11 protein-coding genes and 1 pseudogene are annotated in these 14,505 nt (G+C 72.1%); 5 read left to right on the top strand and 7 right to left on the bottom strand.

Translation table 11 applies throughout. The features are described 5' to 3' along the window. Window positions 1–45 precede the first annotated feature (45 nt). Together ACGFT2_RS24410 and ACGFT2_RS24405 are read right to left on the bottom strand one after the other, a co-directional pair. Window positions 46–798: an SAM-dependent methyltransferase gene (locus ACGFT2_RS24410; RefSeq protein ID WP_393281753.1), complete on the bottom strand. Its 753-nt coding sequence runs from the start codon at window positions 796–798 to the stop codon at window positions 46–48. 140 nt (window positions 799–938) lie between these two features. Beyond that, complete coding sequence (locus ACGFT2_RS24405) at window positions 939–1,763, bottom strand: maleylpyruvate isomerase family mycothiol-dependent enzyme (RefSeq protein WP_393281751.1); 825 nt, start codon at window positions 1,761–1,763, stop codon at window positions 939–941. A gap of 180 nt (window positions 1,764–1,943) precedes the next feature. Between ACGFT2_RS24405 and ACGFT2_RS24400 the strand changes: the two genes are divergently transcribed. Next, window positions 1,944–2,774, top strand: a complete 831-nt coding sequence (locus ACGFT2_RS24400) for a carbon-nitrogen family hydrolase (RefSeq protein ID WP_393281750.1) — start codon at window positions 1,944–1,946, stop codon at window positions 2,772–2,774. Here ACGFT2_RS24400 and ACGFT2_RS24395 read toward each other — a convergent pair. Beyond that, window positions 2,771–3,265 (bottom strand): LURP-one-related/scramblase family protein, encoded by a 495-nt coding sequence (locus tag ACGFT2_RS24395; RefSeq protein ID WP_393281748.1) that lies wholly within the window; start codon window positions 3,263–3,265, stop codon window positions 2,771–2,773. The genes ACGFT2_RS24400 and ACGFT2_RS24395 overlap by 4 nt on opposite strands. A gap of 250 nt (window positions 3,266–3,515) precedes the next feature. Here ACGFT2_RS24395 and ACGFT2_RS24390 point away from each other — a divergent pair, with 250 nt between their 5' ends. Further along, entirely contained in the window at window positions 3,516–5,336 is a 1,821-nt protein-coding gene (locus tag ACGFT2_RS24390; protein WP_393281746.1) for an NHL domain-containing thioredoxin family protein, read from the top strand. A gap of 60 nt (window positions 5,337–5,396) precedes the next feature. On the opposite strand, the gene ACGFT2_RS24385 is transcribed toward ACGFT2_RS24390, so the two are convergent. The 3 genes from ACGFT2_RS24385 to ACGFT2_RS24375 all read right to left on the bottom strand — a co-directional run bounded on the left by ACGFT2_RS24385 (window position 5,397) and on the right by ACGFT2_RS24375 (window position 8,949). Then, window positions 5,397–5,648 carry a DUF6458 family protein gene (locus tag ACGFT2_RS24385; protein WP_393281744.1) on the bottom strand — a complete coding sequence of 84 codons (252 nt, stop codon included), beginning with the start codon at window positions 5,646–5,648 and terminating at the stop codon, window positions 5,397–5,399. A gap of 66 nt (window positions 5,649–5,714) precedes the next feature. Further along, complete coding sequence (locus ACGFT2_RS24380) at window positions 5,715–7,013, bottom strand: M18 family aminopeptidase (RefSeq protein WP_393281742.1); 1,299 nt, start codon at window positions 7,011–7,013, stop codon at window positions 5,715–5,717. A gap of 109 nt (window positions 7,014–7,122) precedes the next feature. Further along, window positions 7,123–8,949, bottom strand: coding sequence for an acyl-CoA dehydrogenase (locus tag ACGFT2_RS24375; protein ID WP_393281740.1), 1,827 nt, complete (start codon window positions 8,947–8,949; stop codon window positions 7,123–7,125). Window positions 8,950–9,202: 253 nt separating this feature from the next. Here ACGFT2_RS24375 and ACGFT2_RS24370 point away from each other — a divergent pair, with 253 nt between their 5' ends. The 3 genes from ACGFT2_RS24370 (at window position 9,203) to ACGFT2_RS24360 (ending at window position 12,078) form a co-directional block, all read left to right on the top strand. Continuing rightward, window positions 9,203–9,688 (top strand): SseB family protein, encoded by a 486-nt coding sequence (locus tag ACGFT2_RS24370; RefSeq protein WP_393281739.1) that lies wholly within the window; start codon window positions 9,203–9,205, stop codon window positions 9,686–9,688. A 166-nt stretch (window positions 9,689–9,854) separates the two neighbouring features. After that, window positions 9,855–10,832 (top strand): pirin family protein, encoded by a 978-nt coding sequence (locus tag ACGFT2_RS24365; protein WP_393281738.1) that lies wholly within the window; start codon window positions 9,855–9,857, stop codon window positions 10,830–10,832. Between the two features lie 100 nt (window positions 10,833–10,932). Continuing rightward, the gene (locus ACGFT2_RS24360) at window positions 10,933–12,078 is read left to right on the top strand and encodes an AI-2E family transporter (protein ID WP_393281736.1); all 1,146 of its coding nucleotides are present in this window, start codon (window positions 10,933–10,935) and stop codon (window positions 12,076–12,078) included. A gap of 86 nt (window positions 12,079–12,164) precedes the next feature. Here the strand turns inward: ACGFT2_RS24360 and ACGFT2_RS24355 are convergent. Then, window positions 12,165–14,339, bottom strand: a pseudogene (locus ACGFT2_RS24355) (SpoIIE family protein phosphatase); the annotation flags it as partial. Window positions 14,340–14,505: the final 166 nt, after the last annotated feature.

Here is a 14,505-nt window from a genome sequence, read left to right as displayed (position 1 = left end):
CGGTGCCGCGGTGGCACGTTCGTCCGTGGCACCGGGGTGCGGCGGTCAGGACGCCACCGGCACCAGCGTGAGGTAGGCGAGACCGAGGACGCCCCGGTAGCTCATCCACTGCGCCCGGTGCCGGTCCAGGCGCTCACGGGTCTCGGCGGCCAGTGGATGCAGCGGGTTGCCGGCGAGCCAGACCTCAAGGTCCGCCTGGTACGCCGACTCGAACTCCTCCCACTCCTGCGGGCCGGCCGTCTCGGTCCACTCCGGCCGGAAGCCCGCTTCGACGGCGAGGTCGAGCAGGGTCGCGAGGTCGTGGTGGTCGCCGGCCCGCGCGCCCGGCCACATGCCGGACAGCTCGGCCTCGGTGGGCGGGCGCTCCCAGAAGCCCTCGCCGAGCAGCACGCGCCCGCCGTCGCGCACCAGCCGTCGCAGCTCGCGCAGGGCCCCGGCGGTGGACGGCTCGGCCGTGCTCAGCGCCTGGCTCGCGCCGAGACACAGCACCACGTCGGCAGGGCCGTACCGCGTCCCCAGGGCCGACTCCTCGACGAACTCCACCCGGTCCGCGAGCCCGCGGGCCTCGGCGTTGCGCCGTGCTCTGGCCAGATCCTCGCCGTTGACGTCGATGCCGGTGCCCTTGGCGTCCGGTACGGCGGCCAGGAGGCGGAGCAGCGGTTCGGCCCAGCCGCAGCCGATGTCGAGCACGCTGCGGGGGCGGGTCGCGGCGAGCCGCCGGACCATCCCGTCCGCGCGGGACTCGGAGAGGGGGCCGTGGAAGACCAACCGGCTGAGACGGGGCGGGGATTCGGTCATACCCGGAACGTAGACGGCCCCGTCATCCGGGCACCACCCGTTTTCCCGGCCGGCCCGGTGTGCGGTGCCGCTCGGCATCGGGGGCCGGCCATCGGCATCGGTATCGGTATCGGCGCCGGAGCGTGCCGTCGGCGGCTGGCTTACGGCGTCACCGTGAAGTTGCGCAGGATCGCCGCCGCCAGATCCTGGTCGCCCTCCGTCTTCACCCGGTCGGCGACCGACTCCGGGGTGACCCGGCCGCAGGCGAGGCGGACGTAGGTCTCCCAGTCGAGGGTGAGCGCGGCGGCGGGGCCGAGCGCGGGGGTGGCCTCCAGGGAGCCGCGGCCCTGGATGTCGACCCGGATGGTGCGCAGGAACTCGACCGGTCCGTGCACGTCGAAGACGACCGCGGAGCTGCGCGGCGCCGCGGCGTCCTTCGCGACGACCTTGGGCAGCGCCTCCAGCAGGACGTCCCGCGCGACGTACGCGCCCGGGGAGTCGAGGTTGCCGGGGCGGCCGAGTGCCGTGCGCAGATCCTGTTCGTGCACCCACACGTCGAACGCCCGCATCCGGTAGGACTGCTCGAGGGTGATCTCCTTGCCCAGCGGGCCGCGCACCATGGTTCCGGGGTCGCGGGACTCGTTGCGCAGCTGGCGGTTGCGGCGGATGACCGTGTACTCCAGCTCGGACGTCATCTCCGGGGCCGTGTGGTGACGGCGGACGTCGACCTGCATCTCCATGTACCGCTGGTGCTCGGTGGCGACGTGGAAGAGGTCGCTGGGCAGGGAGTGGATGGGCCGCGGATCGCCGAGCAGCTCGCAGTCCCCGCCGATCAGATGGGACACGATGTCGCGCACCGACCAGCCCGGGCACGGGGTCCGCCGGTTCCACTCGCCGTCGACGAGCGACTGCGCCATCTCGGATATCGCTTCGATGGAGTGTGTCCAGGCGTCGGCGTAGGGCTGGAGGGTGGGATGCAGACTCACGGAAACGGGACCCCTCGGCGGTCGGTACACGGGCAGGTTCGGCGGCGTTGCCGGCGGGCGGTGGCTGCTCGGCGGGTGTCTTGGGACGTTAAGTTACGCTGCTGTGAGGCACCCCGGCAGTGCTTTCGTGTGACGATCGTAGGCCCGTGTGGACGACTCGAATGCCAGGACGGTGGTAGTGTGCGCGCCTCGCTGATCCAGATCGCCGTGGACGAGGAGGAATCGGTCGCCTCCCGGCGCGGGCGCGTGGCCGCCCTGGTGCGTGAGCAGGCCGGTGCCGACCTCGTGGTACTGCCCGAACTGTGGACGACCGGCGCCTTCGCCTACGAGGACTTCGGCCGCGAGGCCGAGCCGCTCGAGGGGCCGACGTACGAGGCGATGGCCAAGGCGGCGGCCGACGCGGGCGTATGGCTGCATGCGGGGTCCATCCCCGAGCGGGCGGCATCCGGCGGCGCCTCCGGCGACGGGAACGGCGACGGCACCCTCTACAACACCTCTCTCGTCTTCTCCCCCTCCGGTGAACTGGCCGCGGCCTATCGCAAGATCCACCGCTTCGGCTTCGACAAGGGCGAGGCCGTGCTGATGGGCGCCGGGCGGGAGCTGGTCACGGTCCGGCTGCCTGGGACCACCCTGGGCTTGGCCACCTGCTACGACCTCCGTTTCCCCGAACTCTTCCGTGGACTGGCCGACGCCGGCGCCGAGGTGCTGGTGCTCCCGGCGGGCTGGCCCGAGCGGCGACGTGCGCACTGGACGCTGCTGGCTCAGGCGCGGGCGGTGGAGAACCAGGCGTTCGTGCTCGCCTGTGGAACGGCCGGGACCCATGCGGGAGTTCCGCAGGCGGGTCACTCGATCGTGGTCGATCCCTGGGGCGAGGTGCTCGCCGAGGCCGGTCCGGGCGAAGAGGTCCTGACGGTCGACTTCGACCCGGCGAAGGTGGCGGCCACCCGCGAGCAGTTCCCGGCCCTGAAGGACCGGGTGCTGGGTCTGGAGGCGCCCCACCGCCGGGGCTAGTCCTCCTCGCCCTCCTTCTCCGCCAGGTGGATCACGCACACCGCCACCGCGATGAGCAGCGCCGGATCGGCGTCCTCCCGTACGACGTCCACGCTGTACGTGTCGCGGACGGTCAGCAGGCGGCGCGAGATCACCGCGAGGAGTTCGCCCTCGTACTCGACGGCGAACTCGCGGTCCAGGATCTTTCCGCTGACATCGAGGTCGGTGCCGTCCACCAGGGAGACCCGGTAGTGGTTGCGCAGCAGGGACAGCCGCTTGCGCTTGATCCGGGCCAGGGCCTCGCCGTCCCGTTCGATCACCATCGTGTCGCGCAGCGCGAGCATCTTCTGGTGGATGTCGATCAGGACCCGCCCCTGGGCGTCCTTGAGCTCGAAGGTGTCCCTCAGCCGCATCGCCTTGCCGTCGACGAGGAACACCTTGTGGCCGTGCTCGTCCTCGATCCACCAGTCGTCGCCGATGCCGAGGATGCGGTCGCGTACGAGGAATCTCATGCGGATACCGTTCCCCGGCTCGGGCCGGTCATCACGGAGCCGGAAGGAGTCGCGGATGCGTTGCGCGTCCTGACGGGGCGCGCGCGGGGCGCGCGCGGGGCGCGCTGCCGTGCGGGCCGGCCGACGGCGCGGGCTCACCGTCCCGTGCCTCCCGGTGGCAGGACGCCGTCGCGGGCCACGCCCTGTCCTGACCGGCGCGTGTCCACAGGCGCCGAGGCGGTTGCCGGAGCCGGGTGGCAGGCTTGGGGCCATGACCGACTCCGCACCCCGTCGCGTCCGTGTCCGCGCCCCCGAGCTGGTCGGCAAGGGCGGCTGGCTGAACACGGGCGACACCCGGTACACCCTCGCCGACCTGCGTGGACGCATCGTCGTCCTGGATTTCTGGACGTTCTGCTGCATCAACTGCCTGCACGTCCTGGACGAGCTGCGCGAGTTGGAGGAGAAGCACCGGGACACGGTGGTCGTCATCGGTGTGCACTCCCCGAAGTTCGTGCACGAGGCCGAGCACCGGGCGGTCGTGGACGCGGTCGAGCGGTACGGCGTGGAGCACCCGGTGCTCGACGACCCGGAGCTGGCCACCTGGAAGCAGTACGCGGTGCGCGCCTGGCCGACGCTCGTCGTGATCGACCCCGAGGGGTACGTGGTCGCACAGCACGCGGGCGAAGGCCATGTGCACGCCATCGAGCGCCTGGTGGCGGAGCTGGAGGCCGAGCACGCGGCGAAGGGCACCCTGCGCCGTGGCGAGGGGCCGTACGTGCCGCCGGAGCCGGAGCCGACGGCCCTGCGCTTCCCGGGCAAGGCCCTGCTCCTGCCGTCCGGGAACTTCCTGGTCAGCGACACCACCCGGCACCGGCTGGTGGAGCTGGCCGAGGATGCCGAGACCGTCGTGCGGCACATCGGCGCGGGCATGCGCGGGTTCGCCGACGGCGGCCCGGGCGACGCCTCCTTCAGCGAACCGCAGGGCCTCGCCCTCCTCGAGGACGGCTCGGTGGTGGTCGCCGACACCGTGAACCACGCCCTGCGCCGTGTCGACCTCGCCACGGGTGCCGTGACCACCCTGGCCGGCACCGGGAGGCAGTGGTGGCAGGGCTCGCCGACGTCCGGTCCGGCCCGTGAGACCGACCTCTCCTCCCCCTGGGACGTGGCCGTCTTCGCCGGCCGGGTGTGGATCGCCATGGCGGGCGTCCACCAGCTGTGGACGTACGACCCCGGCTCGGGCACCGTCGCCGTGGCGGCCGGCACCACCAACGAGGGCCTGGTGGACGGGCCCGCCGCCGAGGCCTGGTTCGCCCAGCCCTCCGGCCTCGCCGCCACAGCCGACCGGCTGTGGCTCGCCGACTCCGAGACCTCCGCGCTGCGCTGGGTGGATCCGGACGGCCGGGTGCACACCGCCGTCGGCACGGGACTGTTCGACTTCGGGCACCGGGACGGCGCCGCCGACCAGGCGCTCCTCCAGCACCCGCTGGGCGTCACGGCGCTGCCGGACGGCTCGGTCGCCGTCGCCGACACCTACAACCACGCGCTGCGCCGCTACGACCCCGCCACCGGCGAGGTCACGACGCTCGCCACCGACCTGCGCGAGCCCAGCGACGCCGTCCTGGTGGGTGCGGACATCGTGGTGGTCGAGTCGGCCCGGCACCGGCTGACCCGGCTGCGGCTGCCCGAGGAGGCGGTCCGGGTGGAATCGGTCGCGCACCGCACCCGGCGTGCCGCGACCGAGGTCGCGCCGGGCATCCTCCGCCTGGACGTGGTCTTCCAGGCCCCGGCCGGCCAGAAGCTCGACGCGCGCTACGGCCCCTCGACCCGCCTGCTGGTCTCCTCGACCCCGCCCGAGCTGCTGCTCGAGGGCGGAGGTGCGGGCACGGACCTGACGCGCGAGCTGACCCTGGACCCGGCCGTCACCGAGGGCGTCCTGCACGTCTCGGCGATGGCGGCCTCCTGCGACGACGACCCGTCGAACGAGTATCCGGCGTGTCACGTCCACCAGCAGGACTGGGGCGTCCCGGTCCGCCTCACCGAGGGCGCGCCGAACCGGCTGCCGCTCGTCCTGGCCGGGATGGACGAGCAGTAGCCCGGCCGCACGGCCGACGGCACGGCCGACGGCACGGTCGCCGTCACGGCCGACGTCACGTCAGACGCCGTAGCCGTCCGTGTAGCCCTCGCCGTGGTGGTGGGGGCGTTCGGTCTCGACGACCGGTGTGGTCGGCGGGACCACCACCCGGCGCCGGCGGGCGATTCCGCTGAACGTGGCGACGCCGATCAGACCGGCGGCCATCAGGATCAGGCCGACGACCGTGAGGTTGACGCCGTGCATGTGCCAGTCGGTCGCGAACGTGAGGATGGCCCCCACGGCTATCAGGATGATGCATCCGCCGAGCCCCATGAGGCTTCGCCTCCCCTTCCGGTTCCGGAATCTCCGGTGCCGTGCGGGTACCCGGCGAGGCCCGGACTAGCCCTCCAGGAACGCGGTCAGGGCATTCGCGAGCAGGAACGGGTCATCCGCGCCGCAGAGTTCACGGACGGAGTGCATCGACAGGATCGCGACGCCGATGTCGACCGTGAGGATGCCGTGCCGGGCCGCGGTGATCGGGCCGATGGTGGTGCCGCACGGCATGGAGTTGTTGGAGACGAAGGTCTGGAAGGGCACGTTCGCCTTCTCGCAGGCGGCGGCGAACACCGCCCGGCCCGAACCGTCCGTGGCATAGCGGTTGTTGACGTTGACCTTGAGGATCGGGCCGCCGTTGACCCGGGGGTGGTGGGTCGGGTCGTGCCGCTCGGCGTAGTTCGGGTGGACGGCGTGGCCGGTGTCGGAGGACAGGCAGACGGTGCCGGCGAAGGCGCGCGCCCGGTCCTCGTACGACCCGCCGCGCGCGAACACCGAGCGCTCCAGCACCGTGCCCAGCAGCGGGCCGTCCGCGCCGGTGTCCGACTGCGAGCCGTTCTCCTCGTGGTCGAAGGCGGCCAGCACCGGGATACGAGTGAGGGCGGTGCCGGAGGCCGCGGCGGCGGTGAGGGCGGCCGCGCCCGCGTGCACCGAGAGCAGGTTGTCCATGCGCGGACCCGCGACCAGCTCGCGATCCCGGCCCAGGTAGGCCGGCGGCTCCACCGGATGCACCATCAGGTCCCAGCCGGCCACGGAGCCCGCGGTGAGCCCCGCCTCCTCCTCCAGGAAGGCGATGAGGTCACCCTCCCCGACCTCGTCGCCGACGCCCCACACCGGCTGCAGATGACGCTGCTTGTCGAGCTTGAGACCCTCGGCGGCCACCGAACGGTCCAGGTGGATGGCGAGCTGGGGCACCCGCAGCAGCGGCCGGTCCACGTTCACGAGCACGGTGGTGCCGTCGCGCAGGGTGAGCCGGCCGGCCAGGCCCAGGTCCCGGTCCAGCCAGGAGTTCATCAGGGGGCCGCCGTAGATCTCCACGGCAACTTGGCGCCAGCCGTGCGCACCGCTGTCCGGGCGCGGCTTGACCCGCAGGCTCGGGGAGTCGGTGTGCGCGCCGACGATGTGGAACGGCGTGTGCGGATCGGCACCCTCGGGGACGTACCACGCCACGATCGCCCCACCGCGCAGCACGTACTTGCCGCCGCTCGTCCCGTCCCAGGCGTCCGTCTCGGCGACCTGCCTGAAGCCGGCCTTCTCCAGCCGTTCGGCGGTGTTCGCCACGGCGTGGTACGGCGACGGGCTCGCCGCGAGGAAGGTCATCAGGTCGTCGGTGTGGCCGCGGTCGAAGCGGGTTGCTGCGCTCATGGTGTTCACCTTAACGACGTGCACGGGCCCGCTCCCGGGAAAGGGAGCGGGCCCGTGCGGGGAATCGGCGGGGACGTCCGGAACGTCTGGAACGCGGCTCGGGCCGGCTCTAGAACGCGGCCTCGTCCAGCTCCATCAGGTCCAGCTCGACGGTGGCGGCGACCTTCCGGGCGAGCGTGACGCCCGGCAGGACGTTCGCCGCGAAGAACTTCGCCGCGGCGATCTTGCCGGTGTAGAACGCCTTGTCCTTCGCCGACGCCGTGGCCAGCTTCTCGACGGCGACCGCTGCGCCCTTGAGCAGCAGGTAGCCGACGATCACGTCACCGGAGGCCAGCAGCAGGCGGGTGGTGTTCAGGCCCACCTTGTAGATGTTCTTGGTGTCCTGCTCGGTGGCCGCGAGGTCGGTCAGCATCAGGCCGACGATGGCCTCCAGCTCCACGGCGGCCTTGGCGAGCTGCTCGCGGGCGCCGGACAGCTCCTCGCCACCGGTGCCGAGCGCCAGGAACTTCTTGATGTCCTCGGCGAGCGAGTTCAGCGCGGCGCCCTGGTTGCGGACGATCTTCCGGAAGAAGAAGTCCTGGCCCTGGATCGCCGTGGTGCCCTCGTACAGGGTGTCGATCTTGGCGTCCCGGATGTACTGCTCGATCGGGTACTCCTGCAGGAAGCCGGAGCCGCCGAAGGTCTGCAGCGACTGGGCGAGCTGCTCGTAGGCCTTCTCGGAGCCGTAGCCCTTGACGACGGGCAGGAGCAGGTCGTTCAGGGCGTGCTCGGCGGAGGCGTCCTCGCCGGTCGCCTCCTTGACCTGGATCGCGTCCTGGACGGAGGCGGTGTACATCACCAGGGCGCGCATGCCCTCCGCGTACGCCTTCTGCGTCATCAGCGAGCGGCGCACGTCGGGGTGGTGGGTGACGGTGACCTTCGGCGCGGACTTGTCCATGAAGTTCGCCAGGTCGGGACCCTGGACGCGCTCCTTGGCGTACTCCAGCGCGTTCAGGTAGCCGGTGGAGAGCGTGGAGATCGCCTTCGTGCCGACCATCATGCGGGCGAACTCGATGATGCGGAACATCTGGCGGATGCCCTCGTGCTTGTCGCCGATCAGCCAGCCCTTGGCGGGGTGCCGGTCGCCGAAGGTCATCTCGCACGTGTTGGAGGCCTTCAGGCCCATCTTGTGCTCGACGTTGGTGGCGTAGACGCCGTTGCGCTCGCCCAGCTCGCCGGTCTCGAAGTCGAAGAGGTACTTCGGCACGAGGAAGAGGGACAGGCCCTTGGTGCCGGGGCCGGCGCCCTCGGGACGCGCGAGCACGTAGTGGAGGATGTTCTCCGACATGTCGTGCTCACCGGAGGTGATGAAGCGCTTCACGCCCTCGATGTGCCAGGAGCCGTCCTCCTGCTGGACCGCCTTGGTGCGGCCGGCGCCCACGTCCGAGCCGGCGTCCGGCTCGGTGAGGACCATGGTGGAGCCCCACTGCTTCTCCACGGCGACGGTGGCGATGTGCTTCTGGACCTCGTTGCCCTCCTCGAAGAGGATGCCGGCGAACGCCGGGCCCGAGGAGTACATCCACACGGCCGGGTTGGCGCCCAGGATCAGCTCGGCGTAGGCCCAGATCAGGGAGCGGGGCGAGGTGGTGCCGCCGATCTCCTCGGGCAGGCCGAGGCGCCAGTACTCCGAGTCCATGAAGGCCTGGTAGCTCTTCTTGAAGGACGCGGGGACCGGCGCGGTGTTCGTCTCCGGGTCGAAGACGGGCGGGTTGCGGTCGGCGTCGGCGAAGGACTCGGCCAGCTCGTTCTCGGAGAGGCGGGTCAGCTCCTCCAGGACGCTCTTGGCGGTCTCGACGTCCATCTCCTCGAAGGGGCCGGTGCCGTACACCTTGTCGCGCCCCAGTACTTCGAAGAGGTTGAACTCGATGTCGCGGAGATTCGGCTTGTAGTGCCCCATGGCGACGGCTCCGTAGAGAGATCGGCGAGGCACTGACTCCTCGCACCTAGTTCACGTACCAACAAGTAGCTACGATGATGCTACCCGTCGGTAATAAGAAGCAACCCCCGCCGGTCCAAGTGTGAGAAGGGTCTAGTCCGGCACGCCGGTGAGCTGGACCGCGCACCGTCCGGATGCCGGCCGAAGTCGGGTGACCGCCCGGTATCCCGGCCGTCCGCCTCCCGCGGTCCGCCCCCTCGGTACGCTTGCGCCCATGTACGGATACGGCCAGCCCATGGACGGTGGCGCTGCCCAGCAGCAGTACGCCCCGCCGCAGCAGCAGATGCCCGGCGGTGCCGGCGGGTACGGCCAGCAGCCGCCGCTCTACCCGGAGCCGTCCCCGCCCTCGCTCGCGGACGCGGTGCGCGCCTTCACCACGGGCCAGATGTCCGCCGAGGACTTCCAGCAGATCTTCGCCACGTCGAAGGTGTACTGCCCGCGCGGCGACACCCCCGGCTTCCTCGCCCTGCACAACACCCAGCAGCCGGTGATCCCCATGTTCACCTCGCTCAAGGAGCTGCGCCGGTACGCGGGCAAGGAGTCCAAGTACTTCGTCATCACCGGCGCCGAGGTGATCGACCTGCTGCCCACCGGCTACGGCTTCGTGGTGGACATGGAGGGAGAGCACCGCATGGTGTTCGACGCCAAGGCGGTCGAGCAGATGGTGGACTTCGCGATGCGCCGGATGTACGGCGGCTGAACGACCCCTGCGGCAGGTCCCGGCAGGGCCGCCGCGGGCCCGGCACCCCCTGCTTCTTTCAGGCCGACCGGCGGACCCGGAGGGAATTCCCTCCGGGTCTTTTCCGTTGACGGTGGCAAGAAGTTCAACGCTCAACTAAAGTGGGCGTACCAAGGAGGTACCCACCATGCCTGCAGTGACCGTCGAGAACCCGTTGACGCTGCCCCGTGTGACCGCACCCGCCGACGCCGTGGCACGCCCCGTGCTCGCCGTCACGACCGCCCCGGGCGGCTTCGAGGGTGAGGGCTTCCCGGTGCGCCGGGCGTTCGCGGGGGTGAACTACCGTCACCTCGACCCGTTCATCATGATGGACCAGATGGGCGAGGTGGAGTACGCGCCGGGCGAGCCCAAGGGCACCCCCTGGCACCCGCACCGCGGCTTCGAGACCGTCACCTACATCATCGACGGCATCTTCGACCACCAGGACAGCCAGGGCGGTGGCGGCACCATCACCAACGGCGACACCCAGTGGATGACCGCCGGTTCGGGCCTGCTGCACATCGAGGCCCCGCCGGAGTCCCTCGTGGTGTCCGGCGGCCTCTTCCACGGCCTGCAGCTGTGGGTGAACCTCCCCGCCAAGGACAAGATGATGGCGCCGCGCTACCAGGACATCCGCGGTGGCCAGGTCCAGCTGCTCACCTCCCCCGACGGCGGCGCGCTGCTCCGCGTCATCGCCGGTGAGCTGGACGGTCACGCGGGCCCGGGCATCACGCACACGCCGATCACGATGGTCCACGCGACCCTCGCGCCGGGCGCGGAGATCACCCTGCCGTGGCGGGAGGACTTCAACGGTCTCGCCTACGTCCTCGCGGGCCGCGGCGGTGTCGGGGCGGAGCACCGCCCGATCCACCTGGGGCAGACGGCCGTCTTCGGCGCCGGCTCCTCGCTGACCGTCCGCGCGGACGAGCGGCAGGACTCGCACACCCCGGACCTGGAGGTCGTGCTCCTCGGCGGACAGCCCATCCGTGAGCCGATGGCCCACTACGGCCCGTTCGTCATGAACACCAAGGAAGAACTGATGCAGGCCGTCGAGGACTTCCAGAAGGGCCGCCTGGGCACGATCCCCGCCGTGCACGGCATGACGGCGGGCGGCCCGCAGGCCTGATCCGTCCCGGGAGACCTCCGGGCGCACCGGCGGCCGGGCGGCTCACCCGCCCGGCCCCGCAGGGCAGGACAGCCGCCGGTGACCATGATCCGCTGGGAGCGTGTCCCTGCTGCCCGCCCCCGTCCGCCGCCTCGCCGCCTGGTGTGCCGTGCTGCTGCTCGTCGCCGGGGTGGGCTGGGTCGGGGTGCGGCTGTGCGGCGAACTGCGTACGGCCGTCGTCCCGGTGCTGCTGGCGCTGCTCGGCACCGCGCTGCTAGGGCCGTTGTACCGGCGGCTCGTGCGGGTGGGGGTGCAGCCGTCGGTGGCGGCCGGGCTCACCTGTGTCGCCGTCGTGGCCGTCGTCGGCGGTGCCGTGTACATCGTCGTCGCCGCGCTGATCGACACGGGCGACGAGATCATCGCCTCGCTCCGGCAGGCCGCCAAGGCAGTCACCCGGCACTTCGGGGCCGCCGGCACCAGTCTCGACGACCTCGCCGGCAATGCCCGTGAACTGCTCGGCAAGTTCGGCGGCACGGCCGCCTCCAACGTCATCAGCGGCGTGAGCGTCGTCGGCGAGAGCATCGCCATGGCCGTGCTCGCGCTGCTGCTGGTCTTCTTCTTCCTGCGGGACTCCCACCGGGCCGTCGAGGCGCTGCGTTCCATGGCACCGCACGGCACGGCCGGCACCCTCGAGGCCATGGCCCGACGGGCCTTCCAAGCGGTCGAGGGGTTCATGCGCGGGACCACCTTCATCGCCCTCATCGACGCCGTCTGCATCACCGTGGGCCTGCTGATCCTCCAGGTCCCCGGCGCGATCGGGCTCGGCGCGCTCGTCTTCGTCGGCGCCTACATCCCCTACCTCGGGGCCTTCCTCTCCGGGGCCGTGGCGGTGCTGGTCGCCCTCGCCGACCGGGGCTTCGTCATCGCGCTGTGGACGCTCGGCGTGGTGCTGGCGGTGCAGGTGCTGGAGGGGCACGTGCTGCAGCCGGTGATCCAGAGCCGGACCGTGCAGATGCATCCGGCCGTGGTGCTGCTGGCCATCACCTCCGGCGCCTCCGTCGCGGGCATCCTGGGCATGCTGCTCTCGGTGCCGCTGACCGCGGCCGCCTTCGGCGTCGCCCAGGAACTGAGGGACCGCTACCCTGCCCTGGAATCCGGCTCGCCGGACCCGCGCCCCGGTCCCACGGACCCGCCGGCCGAGCCCGGCCCTCCCCCCGGACCGTCAGGTACACCCCCCGGACCGTCAGGTACTCCCCCCGGACGGTGAGGCACTCCGCCCGGACCGTCGGGCACCCCTCTCGGGCCGCCGGGCACCCCGCCCGGACCGTCGGGCACCCCTCTCGGGCCGCCGGGCACCCCGCCCGGACCGTCGGGCACTCCCCCCGGGCCGCCGGGCTCGTGGAGTTCGAACCAGATGCTCTTGCCGCGGCCCCGGGGTTCCACGCCCCACGCGTCCGCCAGGAGTTCGATCAGCATCAGGCCGCGGCCGGAGGAGGCCAGTTCGCCGGGTCGGCGCTTGTGGGGGAGGTCGTCGCCCGAGTCGGTGACCTCCACCCGCAGCCGCCGTCCGTCGGGATGCCCCCCGACCTCGGCGAGCAGCAGCGCGTCCGCGTCGGTGTGGACGAGGACGTTGGTGACCACCTCGGAGACGAGGAGCACCGCGGAGTCGATCTGCTCGGCGCAGACCCAGTCGTGCAGCAGCTCCCGCAGGTGCTGGCGGGCCTCGGCGATCCGCTCCGGCTCGTCCTGCGCCACCGACAGCAGCGTGCGCCGTACCTTGGGCGGCGCGGCCACGGCGGCGCCGCAGCCGCAGCCCTCACCCGGCCGGCACAGCAGCAGCAGCGCGATGTCGTCCTCGCGTCGGTCGGCCAGCCGACCGGTGGTGTGGTGCGAGGACGGTCCGTGCACCGCCTGCACCAGCGCGTCGGCGAGCGTCTCCACGTCCCCCCGGTGGCCCTCCAGGACCGCGCGCAACCGCTGCCAGCCGCTCGCCATGTCGTGCCCGCCGGTCTCGATCAGACCATCGGTGCAGAGCATCATCGTCTCGCCGGGTTCGAGGGCGAACCGGGTCGTCGGGTAGTCCGCGTCCGGGTCGATGCCCAGCGGCAGCCCGCCCGCCGTGGGCCGCATCATCACCGTGCCGTCGGCCATCCGGATCGCCGGGTCCGGGTGCCCGGCACGGGCGACCTCGAGCATCCCGGTCGCCGGGTCGGCCTCCACGTACACGCAGGTCGCGAACCGGAGGTCGGAGAGGTGGTCGGAGAGGTGGTCGGAGAGGTGGTCGTCCGCCGAGCCGTGCGTGATGCCGTGCAGGAACCGGGAGGCACGCGAGAGGACCGCGTCCGGCCGGTGCCCCTCGGAGGCGTAGGCGCGCAGCGCGATGCGCAGCTGTCCCATGAGGCCGGCCGCGCGGACGTCGTGGCCCTGGACGTCGCCGATGACCAGTGCGAAGCGGCCGGTGGGCAGCGGGATCATGTCGTACCAGTCGCCGCCCACCTGCAGGCCGCCGCCGGTCGGGATGTAGCGGGCGGCCACCCGCATCCCGGGGATCTCCGGGCCCAGCGACGGCAGCATGGACCGCTGCAGGCCCTCGGTCAGCTCCCGCTCGGTCTCCTCGGCGCCGGCCCGGAACAGGGCCTGGGCGAGCATCCGGGCCACCGTCGTCAGGACCGCCCGCTCGTCCGGGGTGAACGCCACGGGATAGGTGAAGGCCGCCATCCAGGCACCCATCGTCCGACCGGCCGCGGTCAGCGGCAGGAAGGCCCAGGAGTGCCGGCCGAAGGGCCGGACGAGCGGCCAGGTCGCCGGATAGCGGCTCTCGTACTGCTCCGGCGAGGACAGGTAGACCGCGCGTCCGGTGCGCACCACCTCGGCCGCCGGATAGTCGGCGGCCAGCGGCATGTCGGAGAAGGGCCGGATGTCACCGGGCTGGTGCCCGTGGTGCCCGGTGATCGTCAGCCAGCCGCCCTCCACCCCGAACACCACCAGCCCGTCGGGGGAGAAGCCGGGCATCGACAGACCGCCCGCCACCCGCAGCACCTCGGCCGTGGACCGGGCCTCCGCCAGGGCCCGGCCGGCGTCCAGCAGGAACGCCTCACGGGAGCGCCGCCAGTCCCCGGTGACCGCGTTGCGCGCGGCCGCCGTCCCCGGGGCGGGCTCGGTGACCTCCTGGAGGGTGCCGATCAGCTCGTACGCCCTGCGGTCCGGGTCGAAGGAGGGCTTCGAACGGCTGCGGACGACCCGGACCACTCCGCCGCGCTCGTCCATGATCCGGATCCGCACCTCGGCGAGTGTGCCCTCGTCGACCGCCAGCGGCACGACGCCGGTGATCTCGTTCCAGTCCTCCGGGTGGAGCCGGGCGCGGGTCTGGGTCTCGGTGAGGGTCGTCTGCTCCGCGGGCAGCCCGAGCAGCCGCGCCGCCTCCGCGTCGACGGTGACCAGCCCGGTGGCGGTGTCCCAGTGCCACAGCCCGGTCGCGAGGGCGGCGAGGACGTCACCGACGGACGGCAGGGGCTCGCCTGTACGCATTGCCCTACTTTAAGAAGATCCGATCGATACCCGCCACCGTGGACGGGCGGGCGGTAATGGTGGGGAGCCGATCGTGGGGTGCCCGGTACCCTTGACGGGTCCGGGCTCCGTGCCCGTTCCGGCCGGTCCGCGAAGCCGGCCGGAGAGAACCCCACCACGAAGGACG

The organism is Streptomyces sp. NPDC048514 (genome assembly GCF_043199955.1).
Taxonomy (GTDB): domain Bacteria; phylum Actinomycetota; class Actinomycetes; order Streptomycetales; family Streptomycetaceae; genus Streptomyces.
Note: the sequence above shows the minus strand (reverse complement) of the source record. Positions and strands in the feature narration are given on the sequence as shown.